The organism is Deltaproteobacteria bacterium (assembly GCA_016874755.1).
Classification (GTDB): domain Bacteria; phylum Desulfobacterota; class Binatia; order UBA9968; family UBA9968; genus DP-20.
Genome location: VGTH01000001.1, coordinates 64318 through 75319 on the forward strand (window position 1 = coordinate 64318; position 11002 = coordinate 75319).

General features: G+C 58.3%; 10 protein-coding genes. 5 read left to right on the top strand and 5 right to left on the bottom strand.

Going from position 1 to position 11002, the window contains the following annotated elements:
* Positions 1–39 precede the first annotated feature (39 nt).
* Together FJ145_00295 and FJ145_00300 are read right to left on the bottom strand one after the other, a co-directional pair.
* Positions 40–504: a (2Fe-2S)-binding protein gene (locus tag FJ145_00295; GenBank protein ID MBM4259862.1), complete on the bottom strand. Its 465-nt coding sequence runs from the start codon at positions 502–504 to the stop codon at positions 40–42.
* Positions 505–1368, bottom strand: a complete 864-nt coding sequence (locus FJ145_00300) for a xanthine dehydrogenase family protein subunit M (protein ID MBM4259863.1) — start codon at positions 1366–1368, stop codon at positions 505–507.
* A 215-nt stretch (positions 1369–1583) separates the two neighbouring features.
* Here FJ145_00300 and FJ145_00305 point away from each other — a divergent pair, with 215 nt between their 5' ends.
* The 5 genes from FJ145_00305 (at position 1584) to FJ145_00325 (ending at position 7964) form a co-directional block, all read left to right on the top strand.
* Complete coding sequence (locus FJ145_00305; GenBank protein ID MBM4259864.1) at positions 1584–2621, top strand: hypothetical protein; 1038 nt, start codon at positions 1584–1586, stop codon at positions 2619–2621.
* Positions 2622–2800: 179 nt separating this feature from the next.
* A complete protein-coding gene (locus FJ145_00310) occupies positions 2801–4258 on the top strand; it encodes a UbiD family decarboxylase (protein ID MBM4259865.1) in 1458 nt (485 codons plus the stop codon).
* 88 nt (positions 4259–4346) lie between these two features.
* Entirely contained in the window at positions 4347–6065 is a 1719-nt protein-coding gene (locus tag FJ145_00315; GenBank protein ID MBM4259866.1) for an iron ABC transporter permease, read from the top strand.
* Entirely contained in the window at positions 6062–7141 is a 1080-nt protein-coding gene (locus FJ145_00320; protein MBM4259867.1) for an ABC transporter ATP-binding protein, read from the top strand. Before FJ145_00315 ends, FJ145_00320 begins: the two co-directional genes overlap by 4 nt.
* A 10-nt stretch (positions 7142–7151) precedes the next feature.
* Complete coding sequence (locus FJ145_00325) at positions 7152–7964, top strand: hypothetical protein (protein ID MBM4259868.1); 813 nt, start codon at positions 7152–7154, stop codon at positions 7962–7964.
* Positions 7965–8122: 158 nt separating this feature from the next.
* On the opposite strand, the gene FJ145_00330 is transcribed toward FJ145_00325, so the two are convergent.
* From FJ145_00330 to FJ145_00340, 3 genes are read right to left on the bottom strand one after another with little or no spacing between them, the layout of a single operon-like run.
* A complete protein-coding gene (locus tag FJ145_00330; GenBank protein ID MBM4259869.1) occupies positions 8123–9544 on the bottom strand; it encodes a UbiD family decarboxylase in 1422 nt (473 codons plus the stop codon).
* 8 nt (positions 9545–9552) lie between these two features.
* Positions 9553–9885 (bottom strand): cupin domain-containing protein, encoded by a 333-nt coding sequence (locus FJ145_00335; protein ID MBM4259870.1) that lies wholly within the window; start codon positions 9883–9885, stop codon positions 9553–9555.
* Positions 9886–9924: 39 nt separating this feature from the next.
* On the bottom strand, positions 9925–10992 hold the full coding sequence (locus tag FJ145_00340) for a hypothetical protein (protein ID MBM4259871.1): 1068 nt from the start codon (positions 10990–10992) through the stop codon (positions 9925–9927).
* Positions 10993–11002 lie beyond the last annotated feature (10 nt).

The following is an 11002-nucleotide window of genomic DNA, read 5'->3' on the forward strand; positions in this document are numbered from 1 at the left end:
TTGCGTTCTTTGCGTGCTTTGCGCGAGACATTCTTTGTCTTAGAGCTTACTCGCTGCCAAGTGAATCGCGTCGACGATTTTGTTGTAGCCGGTGCAGCGGCAGATGTTGCCGGAGACCGCTTCTTCAATGTCGGCGGCGGTCGGTTTTTTCGTCCGGTCGAGCAGCGCTTTGACCGACATGATAAATCCCGGCGTGCAGTAGCCGCACTGGACCGCGCCGGTGTCGATGAACGCTTGCTGCACTGGGTGCAATTTGTCGCCGTCGGCCAAGCCTTCGACCGTCGTGATCTGCGCGCCGTTGGCGTCGGCGGCCATGGTCACGCAGGAGTTGATCGGCTTGCCGTTGTGAATCACCGTGCAGGCGCCGCACTCACCGGTGTTGCAGCAGAGCTTGGTGCCTTTCAGTTCCAAAACATCGCGGAGAAATTCCAACAGCGAAGTCTCCGCTTCCGCGCTGACGCTGTAAATCTTACCGTTAATCGTGGTGTTGATCGGAACGAACATTTACGCAACCTCCTTGCCGGTGGCGGCTTTCCAAGTTTGGGCCAGACCGCGCCGGGTCAATGCTTCGACAATCCAGCGGCGATTCTCCGCGCTGCTGCGCTGATCGCTGATCGGGCTTGCTTCGCTGCCCGACAGCGTGCCGGCTTCTTTGAGCAATGCCGCGGTGAGCGGTTTGCCTTTTAACAAAGCTTCCGTCTTCGGCGCGCGGACTGGCGTCGGTGCGACTGCGCCGAGGCCGATGCGGGCCTCTTGCACGCCGCTACCGTTGGCCGCGAGCAGCACGGCAACGCCGACCATGGCGATATCCATGGCGCCGCGCACGGCGTGCTTCAAATAAACGCCTTTGCTGCCGGCAGCGGGGATCGGGATTTCGATTTCCTTCAACAATCCTTTGGCACCGACGGCGCTTTTGCCGGGGCCTTGGAAGAAAGAAGAAAACGGCTCGCTACGCTCACCGTCGGAAAACGCGCAAATCGCCGTGGCGTTGAGCACGAGCAGCGGGGTTAACGTTTCACCCGACGGCGAAGCGCGGCAGATGTTGCCGCCGAGGGTCGCGGTGTTGCGCACTTGCAGCGAAGCAAACTGATGTGACGCTTCCCAGAGCACTGGCAATTTCTCGCGGATCAGCGAGCTGGTTTCGATCTCACGAATCGTCGTCAGCGCGCCGATGCGAATGGCACCGCCGCTCTCTGAGATGCCGGAAAGGCCGGAGATTTTTTTGATATTCACCAGCGCGCTCGGCTCTTCTTTGAATTTGATGTCGACCATCACGTCCGTGCCGCCGGCGATGACCTTGGCCTCAGCACCATGCTTGGCCAGCACCGACAGCGCGTCGCCGATCGATTTCGGTTCGAAATACTCCATAAAGGATTGCCTCGTGTTTGGATTTGTTAAATGCGTTTTTGTCTTAGCCCAATTGGTAGGAAGTTAGCAAGGGGTTGTGACGAATTGGTGGCCTGGGTAGTCGTGGTCGTCGTCTGGATGTAGGGGCGACCGGTTGGTCGCCCTTTCTTGCAGTTTCTCCACACCGAGAATATACAAACGGGTGTGATACGTTCGAGATAGGAGACCCTGTTTTCATGCGCTTGCCACATCGCGATCCGATCCGTTTAGGGCCGACGGCCTATGAAGTGTTTCAGGAGAAGGAAGGTATTCCTTCCGTCACCGGGTTTTTCATTGAGGACTTGATGGACGTCGCGGTCAAACCCTGGGCGCGCATGGGGGCGTTGGGGTCGTATCTAAATCTCGGCGAGCAGCAGGAGACCGACGCCTACATCTGCGAAATTCCTGCCGGCAAAGAGACCCTTCCGCAGCATCATATGTTCGAGATGCTGGTCTATATTCACAAAGGCCGCGGCGCGACCACGGTTTGGTTCGAGGGCGAGGGCAAGCAGACCTTTGAGTGGGCAGCGGGGGCGATCTTCGCTATTCCATTGAATGTCTCGTACCAGCACTTCAACGTTTCCAACGAGCCGGTGCGTTTTCTCGCTGGCACCAATGCGCCGCATGTGATCAATCTGTTTCACAACGAAGACTTTATTTTTCGCAATCCGTTTCAGTTCCGCGACCGCTTCACGCCGGAACGGGAGTTTTTCAATTACAACAAAAAGCTGACGGTGCGGTCGTGGGAGTCGAACCTGGTGCCGGACGTGAATACGTTTGCCCTCGACGACTATCCGATGAAGGGCAAAGGCGTGAAGATCATGCGCTTCGGCTTGGCGGGAACAACGTATGGGTGCCACGTGCAAGAGTTCCCCGTCGGCAGCCGCAGCTTGTTTCATCGGCATGGTCCCGGCGCGATCGTTTGCGTCACGCAGGGCACCGGCTTTGCAATGGTTTGGCGCGAAGGGGAGGATCGCACGCGCTTTGAGATCAAACCGGGCTCCATCTACTCGCCGGGTGATCTGATGTATCACGGCCACTTCAATACGGGGCATGAAACGCTGCGACATTTCGCCATGCGCGGCCGCAGTCCTAAATTCAGCCAGGATCGGTTTCGGACGAAGCTGCACGAGATGATCCCCCTCGAAGAGGAGCCTCCGGAGATTCATCCGATATATTTGGAGGAGCTGAAGAGAAATGGCGTGAAGTCGGAAATTTCGCTTGTTGAAGAGTAGGGAGATTTAACCACAAAGGGCACAAAGGATTCGGATTCGGAGAATTAACCGCAAAAAGCGCAAAAGGCGCAAGAAGTAATGACTCACCACGAAGGACACGAAGAGCACGAAGCTCGGAAAATGATTTTTCTGCTTCTTTCCTTCGTGCCTTCGTGGTGAAAAGTATTTGAGGAGATCATATGTCTGAGCTGGCTTACACAGACTTTCGCAGCTTCGTTGCCGAAGCGATCAAGATTAGCGACCACCGCGTGATCGAGGGCGCGGATTGGGACGCCGAGATTGGCGCGCTGGTGGAATCCACTGCAGAGTTGGTGCCGCAGCCGCCGCTTTTGTTGTTCGACAAAGTGAAAGGCTACCCGGCGGGGTTTCGCGTTTGCAGTCTGCCCTACGCGGCTTATAAGCGTGTCGCCTTGGCGCTCGGCTTGCCGCTCGACAAGACGAAACTGGAAACTTTGCGTCTCGCCGCTCGCAAGGTGCGCACGACGCAGCGGATTGCACCGAAAGAAGTCAGTACGTCGCCGCTGTTAGAAAACGTCTTGAAGGGCGGCGATGTCAATCTTCTCAAGTTTCCCGCGCTGCGTTTTCACGAAAATGACGGCGGGCGCTACTTTGGACCAGGCGGCGGCTTGATCAACCAGGATCCGGATTCCGGCTACGTCAACACGGGCACCTACCGGATGCAGCTTCATGATAAGAACACGCTTGGTTTGTGGATGAGCCCAGGCCAAAATGGCCGGCAGATCGCTGCGAAGTACTGGGAGAAGGGCAAGAGCTGCCCGGTGGCGGCGACCTATGGGCAGCATCCAATGGTCTTCATGCCGTCGTACACGAAATTCCCTTACGGTGCGCAAGAGATGGAAGTTACCGGCGGGCTGATTGGTAAACCGCTCGAAGTGTTGCGCGGGCCGATCACGGGTTTGCCGATTCCGGCGTCGTCGGAGATCGCGATTGAAGGCGAGATTCCGCCGCCGTCCGAAGAGTCGCGTGCCGAGGGACCCTTCGGTGAATGGCCCGGCTACTACTCAGGCGGCACCACCGGCACCGGCGAAAACCAACCGATCATTCGTGTCAAAGCGATCTATCACCGCAACGATCCGATCCTTGAAGACGAAGCGCCGCTCTGGCCCGGTGCGGTGAAAATGGACCTGCATATCTCCGCTGGGGTGTTGTGGGATCAGCTGGAAAGCGCCGGCATTCAAGATATCGTCGGCGTGTATAACCACACCTCTTATATGACGGTGGTGTCGATCCGACAAAAGTATGCCGGCCACGCCAAGCAGACCGGTTTGGCCGCGGTCAGCGCCGCCGCCGCGGCGCGCAACGGCCGCTACGTCGTCGTCGTGGACGAAGACATCGACCCGACCAACATGAAAGAAGTGCTCTGGGCGATGATGACGCGCGTCGATCCGGCGACCAATATCGATATCGTCGACGGCTGCTGGTCGACGCCGCTCGATCCGCGCATGCCGCCGAGCAAACGGAAGAACAAAGATCACACCAACAGCCGCGGCATTTTCTACGCGGTGCGGCCGTGGGAATGGCGCGACAAGTTCCCGAAAACGAGCCGCTCGAGCCGCGAGCTGCGCGAGAAGACGATCGCCAAGTTCAAAGGCGTGATTCCGTTTCCGGGCTCGTGATCTCGTCTTGTGTTACCCTGTCAATGTCGGGTCGTAATCAATCCAAGTCAGTTCCTAGTTCCTTCCCCCGCCTCGGGGGAAGGATAGAATGGGGGCCGCTGCCCGAGTGAAAGGCCGTAGTCTTTTCGTCGCCGTCTCGGTGGCTAGTCTGCTTCCGGTCCTAGCGTTCCTCGTCATCATCATCTGGATGGGGTTCTGGCAGGGCAGTCCGGGCGAGCCGGTGGAGCACACGCTTAAGCACTACCGGACGCTCTTCAGCGATGCATCCACGTACAAAACTCTGTTGAACACGCTCGGCTTTGCCGCGACTACGGTGCTGGTGTCGCTGTTGTTTGCCGTGCCCACGGCGTGGTTAGTCGAGCGCACGGATTTGCCCGGGAAAAATCTGGTTTACGCGCTGGTCACCATCGGCGCGCTGGTGCCGACATTTTTTACTTCCATGGGGTGGGTGTTCTTGCTCCATCCGCGCATCGGCATCATCAACAAATCGCTGATGGAGCTTTTCAACCTGGAGAACGCGCCGTTCAACATCGCATCGCTCGTCGGTATGGGCTGGGTCGAGGGGTTGGGCCTCTCGTCCATCGCCTTCATCATGATCGTCGCTACTTACCGGACGATGGACCCGGCGCTGGAAGAGGCGGCGCGGGTGCATGGTTTGGGTCTGTTTCGCACGCTGTGCTACGTGACGCTGCCGCTGACGTTTCCCGGCATCATCGCGGCGTCGATATATGTTTTCACCATCGGCCTGTCGGCCTTCGAGGTGCCGGCCATCATCGGCATGTCGAATAAGATATTTACTTTTGCGACGTTCATTTTCTACAAGATTCAGCCACTCGAAGAGTTGCCGAGCTACGGCATGGCTGGCGCCGTGAGCAGTTTGTTGGTGGTGCTGGCGCTGCTCTTGAGTTGGAGTTACTTCAGCGTCCTGCGCTATTCGCATCGTTACGCGGTGGTCACGGGCAAGGGCTACCGGCCGCGCCTGGTCGAGTTGGGCAAGCGAGGTTGGCTACTGGCGTGGCTGTTTCTCGGTGGCTTTTTTCTCGTTGCCAAGGTCCTGCCGTTTTTGCTCCTGGTCTGGGCGTCGCTGCTGAAGTTTTTTCAGCCGCCCTCTTGGGCCGCGTTGGAGCAAGTCTCACTGGCCAATTTCTATGGCCTGCCGTGGAAGCTCATGGCCAGCGGCGCTTGGAACACTTTCATCCTGATGCTGGTCGTGCCAACGCTGACGATCGTTCTCTGTCTGGCGATCTCTTGGACCGTGCTGCGCTCGGGGCTGAAATGGCGCCTCCTGTTCGATGCGGTGGCGTTTTTGCCGCACGCGGTGCCCAATTTAATTCTTGCCATCGCCGCGGTGTTCGCGGCGTTGTTTCTCATGCCCAGGGCCATTCCGATCTATGGGAGCCTGGCGATTCTCATTTTCGTTTACACGATTAGCCGCATCAGTTTTGCCACGCGCATCATCAACAACTCGCTGGCGCAGATTCATCCCGAGTTGGAAGAGGCGGCGTTTGTCGGCGGTCTGCCGCTGCTGCAAGTGATGCGCAAGATTCTGTTGCCGCTGCTCAAGCCGGCGCTCGTCTACGCTTGGCTGTGGATGGCGCTGTTGTGCTTTCGCGAGCTGACCATGGCTTCGGTGCTGGTCACGAGCCAAGGCAACGTCACGCTGCCGATGATTGTCTGGGGCCTGTGGCTCGGCGGTAGTCTCAATCAAGCGGCGGCGGCGAACCTGGTCGTGCTGGCGTTGATGGTGCCGTTCGTCGTGCTCTATTTGATCTTTGGCCGGCGCAGTCGGTTTTCGGAGGCGGCGTGATCTCGATTCGAAAGCTCGTCAAGCAATTTGCCACCGGCGAGCAAACCGTCGCAGCCCTTCAAGGCGTCGACCTCGAGGTGAGCAAGGGCGAGTTTTTCGTGCTGCTCGGACCGAGCGGCTCGGGCAAAACCACGCTGCTGCGCAGCGTCGCCGGTTTGGAAAAGCCCGATAGCGGTGAAATCAGCCTCAACGGCAAGACGGTGTTTTCCGGTAGCCGCAAGATCGCCGCGCTGCCCGAGGAGCGCGAGATCGGCATGGTGTTTCAGTCCTACGCGATCTGGCCACATTTGACGGTCGCCGAAAATATCGGTCTGGTGTTGACCCACGGCCGGTCGCGCCTATCGAAAAGCGCGGCGCAGGAGCGCATTCGCCATGCGCTCAGCCTGGTGCAGCTCGACGATTATGGCAGCCGGCCGTCGCGCCTATTGAGCGGCGGCCAGCAGCAGCGCGTGGCGTTGGCGCGGGCGTTGGCGGTGAATCCGGCGCTGTTGTTGATGGACGAGCCGCTCAGCAATCTCGACGCGCGGCTGCGCGAAGAGGTGCGCACCAGCATCAAGAAAGTCGCCATGCAATTGGGCATCACGGTGCTCTATGTCACCCACGATCAAGTCGAAGCGATGGTGCTGGCCGACCGCATCGCGGTCATGTCGCATGGGCAGATTCTGCAAATCGGCAATCCCTTCGAGCTGTACCGCGCGCCGGCCAATGCGCTGGTGGCCGAGTTCTTCGGCTCGATCAATTGGCTGCGCGGGAAAATCGCGGGCAACGGCACGGTCGAAAGTGAAGTCGGCACGCTTGTCATCGAAAACCAACGACAGTATGAAGGAGACGTGGTGGTTGGCGTGCGGCCGGAGGACGTCCGGCTCGCTGCGAACAGCGACAGCGGTGAAAATATTCTCACCGGCGGGATCGTTGGCTCAGTATTTTTAGGCGACCAGATTACTGCTGAAGTGAAGATTAAAGACAAAGTGTTGATCGCCAAAGCAAGCCCCGAGCGGGAATACCCAGTGGGCAATATTTCAGTGCGATTACCCAAAGAACGTTTGGTGATTTTTCCCGATACTACGGCTAAATAATAGAAGGAGAATGATTATGGCAAAAGGCGATGTGCGACACTTGGATCATTTCGTCGTCGCGGTGATGGAACCCGATCGAGCGGAAAAGTTTTTCACCGAAGTCATGGGCGCGCGGACCCTCAAATCCGAGAACGAGCCCAACATGACGCGCATTTTCATGAAGCTGGGCGAAAATCACATCGGGCTTTTCTCTCAGGGCAAGAACAAGCTGCCCAATCGGCAGAGTGCCAACTCCTACCCGCGCCATTCGTTTCAGGTGCCCGCCGGAGAATATGACGCGATGGCGGCGAAGATTCGCAAGGCTAGTCCCTTCGTCAAAGACATCAGCGGCGATCTGGGTTGCTGCTGGAACGAAGGTCTGGTGTTTCAAGATTCAGAAGGCAACTTCTGGGAAATCGCTGAGACGCCCGGCATTGCCAAGACCCGGCTGCATCACTTGCACTTCGACGCCACCGATGTTGGTGCAAGCGTGGACTTCTACAAGAAATTTTTGAACTGCACGGTGAAGGCGCAGAACGTGACCATGGCCGAGGTCGTTGCACCTTCGGGACAAAGCGTCGTGCTGAACAAGGTCGATGAGCTGAGTGAGGTGACCAAGGCGACCTGGCGCGGACGCCATTTCGCGTTCTACGTGCAAGACGATGATTTTCACGCCATCGTCGACAAACTGCACGCTAGCGGCATCGAAGAGCGCGACGATCACGGCGAGCGCGCCGGCAGAAAGCCGGGGCAATTGGGGACTTATTTCAGGGAGCCGAGTGGATTCCGCCTGCAGATTACCAACGAAGACTCAGCGACGTTCGCGGCGCATGCGAACGATTAATCGGATGATTTAACCGCAAAGCCTATCCTGAGCCACGTCGAAGCGGACGCAGAGTACGCAAAAATTCGGAACGATATTTTCCCCTTTGCGTTCTCTGCGTTCTTCGCGGTTGATCCTTCCGAATCCGAACTTTGCGTCCTTCGCGCCTTTGCGCGAGATCAAATCTTATCGAGAAATCCGCGCCACTCCTTCGCGACTTTTTCTTTTAGCTCTCTACTTGCGCCGCTCGATTTGGGGAATTTATCGCGCCATTCATAGGGGCGCGTCGCGTCGATGATGGCGCGCGAGCTGAAGCCTTTGTCCTGGACCGGGATGCGCGGGTCGAGCGGACCGCTCCAGCAGCGGCGCAGGATTTCGATCGACTCCACCGGATCGGAGCGCGAGCTGATCGCCCAGATCACTTCTTCGGAATTGGTAATATCGATGTCGTCGTCGACGACAATCACATAGCGGCCGAGATAGGCGCCGGAGCGGCACTGACTGGCGATCATCGCCGCTTGGCGCGCGTGCCCGGGGTAGCGCTGCTTGATCGAGAGCACGGTCATGAACCTGCCGCCCGAAGGATGCGACCAAACCGCCGATACGTCGGGGACACCGGCTTCGTCGAGGGCGTTCCAGATCAACGCCGAGCGCATCAATGAGAAATGCAAGTTGTCACCGCTCGAAGGTTTCAATAACGGAAAGCCGCACATGATCGGGTCGTTGCGGTAATAAACGGCTTTGACGCGAATCACCGGCACGGCCGTTTGATTGCTGGCATAATAACCTGTCCACTCACCGAAGGGTCCTTCGGGCATGAAGTCGTTGGGCACGACTTCGCCTTCGATGGCGATTTCGGAATCTGCGGGAATCGGCAAACCGGTGAGCGGACCGTCGACGACGTCGAGCGGCTTACCGGTGATGCCGCCGGCGTAGGCATATTCGTTGACGCGATTGGGCACGTCGGTGGATGCAACAAGAAAATTGATCGGATGATGACCGAAGGAAACCGCGATCGGCAAGGCCCTGCCGGCGGCATGCTCTTTGTCACGATGGACGCGGCCATGCTTGCCCGGCGACATGTGCAGGCCCATGTGATCGCGGCCGTGAATCATGATCCGATAGGTGCCGACGTTGACCCAGCCCTCTTCAGGATCGCGCGTTACGCACAGATCGTCGGTGCCGATGTAGCGGCCGCCGTCGAGCTCGTGCCAACGCGGCACCGGGAATTTGAGTAAATCGATGTCGCTGCCCTTCTGCACGTTCTCGAACAGCGGCGCGGTTTTCACTTTGCGCGGCTCGATGGGCTGAATCGATTTCACCTGCTGGCGCCATTTCTGGACGAAGTCGAACTCGCCGATCTTCGGGTCCATGCCCATGGTGAGCGCCAGCCGCTGCACGGAAGAGAGCAGGTTGACCGCCATGCGGTAGCCCTTGGGGTATTCTTTGATGTTGTCAAAGACAATCGCCGGGCGTGTCTTCGAGCGCTCGTTGATGATCTCCGTCAGCGTCGATAACTCGAGATCCCAATGGGCATCGTTGACGGTCATTAGTTGACCGAACTTGTCGACATCCGCTAACCAAGAACGCAGGTCTGACATAATTTCCTTTATTGCTTTGTTGGTGCCGGCACCGCGGGCACCGCCATCGATCGAAACGTGTTTTCCGGCTCTTCGCGATAGTGTCCGAACGCGCTGACGATCGGCGTGTCGTTTACCGAAAACAAAATCGCGTCCTGGGTCTTCGAGCGATTGACATGCTCATGCCATGCCCAGTTGGGGACGACGAAGGAATCGTGGGTGGTCCAATCCATCGCCTTGTCGCCGACATTCGTTGTGCCTGCGCCGCCGGCGACGAAGTAGACCGCGCTCGACGTGTGGCGATGTTTCTTGGCGTGCTCTCCTGGGCGGAGCAGCTGAATCCAGCAGCTGAGCGTCGGCAGCGTCGGCCCGCCCTTCCGCTTCCATCCTTCATACTTCTCTCAGAATCCGCGCAAACTAACTCCCAACCCTTCGCCCTCGGGCACGGCGATGGTTCCTTTCTCCACCGAAAGTCCAAAGAACGGATCGCCGGTAATCACCTCGAATTCGCCCAGCTCGCAGAGCGGCGAAATACCGGGGGTCGCAGCGGCCAAATGCACCGCGGCGGCGTCACCGACCATGCTGCCGGCGGTGTTCGACAGCGCGCAGCGGATGCCGTTTTGCTCGCACAGCTCGGCGATGCGGCGCACTTCGTTGAGGCTGCCGACTTTCGGGATGCCGGTGTTGATCGAATCGACCATGCGGTTCTTGATCAGTATCTGCGCATCGGCGAAGTTACGGCAGGACTGATCGGCTTCGATTTTGATCGGCGCGTGCTGTTTCACTTCCCACAAAGCATCGAACTGATCGCGCGGCACCGGCTGCTCGAAGACTCCCACGCCCAAATCGGCCAAACCTTTTGCCAGGCGAATGGCATCTTTCGCATTGTAAGCTTCGTTAGCGTCGATCTTGATGAACACGTCGTCGCCCACGGCCTTGCGCACCGCGGCGACGCGCGGCAAATCTTTACGAATATCGCCGCTGACTTTGAGCTTCAGCGCCAATCCGCCGGCGGCAAGCTCCTTGGCTTCCTGGGCCATGGCGTCGGGAGCGCCGACGCTGACCATTTTTATGACTTGGATCTCACTGCGACATTTGCCGCCGAGCATCACCGACAGCGGAATATGATAGGCGCGCGCCAAAGCATCGATCATCGCGCCTTCTAGGGCGGACTTCGCGCGCGGGTGGCCGGTCAGCGTACGATCCATTTCGGCGCGAATTTTCGCCAGGTCTTCAAGCTCTTTGCCAATGACCTTCGGCGTGAGAATCGCATCGATGACATGGCGCGCGGTCTCGGGCGTTTCACCGGCGCGCGGAAAAAGATCGGCATAGCCGTAGCCCTCGATGCCTTGCAGCGTCACGACGCTCACCAACACGCCGCGCGCCACGGTAAAATTATTGGTCGCCGTCACCAGCGGCTTGGTATACGGCATTTCCAGCGTGCGGGTTTCGACTTTTTCGATTTTCATGGCAGCTCCT

Bases quoted from the DNA above. Each gene is read 5' to 3' on its own strand.
- FJ145_00310 (MBM4259865.1), top strand. From the start codon at position 2,801: ATGTCTGAGCTGGCTTACACAGACTTTCGCAGCTTCGTTGCCGAAGCG.
- FJ145_00330 (MBM4259869.1), bottom strand. From the start codon at position 9,544: ATGTCAGACCTGCGTTCTTGGTTAGCGGATGTCGACAAGTTCGGTCAA.
- FJ145_00325 (MBM4259868.1), top strand. From the start codon at position 7,152: ATGATTATGGCAAAAGGCGATGTGCGACACTTGGATCATTTCGTCGTC.
- FJ145_00315 (MBM4259866.1), top strand. From the start codon at position 4,347: ATGGGGGCCGCTGCCCGAGTGAAAGGCCGTAGTCTTTTCGTCGCCGTC.
- FJ145_00340 (MBM4259871.1), bottom strand. From the start codon at position 10,992: ATGAAAATCGAAAAAGTCGAAACCCGCACGCTGGAAATGCCGTATACC.
- FJ145_00300 (MBM4259863.1), bottom strand. From the start codon at position 1,368: ATGGAGTATTTCGAACCGAAATCGATCGGCGACGCGCTGTCGGTGCTG.
- FJ145_00305 (MBM4259864.1), top strand. From the start codon at position 1,584: ATGCGCTTGCCACATCGCGATCCGATCCGTTTAGGGCCGACGGCCTAT.
- FJ145_00295 (MBM4259862.1), bottom strand. From the start codon at position 504: ATGTTCGTTCCGATCAACACCACGATTAACGGTAAGATTTACAGCGTC.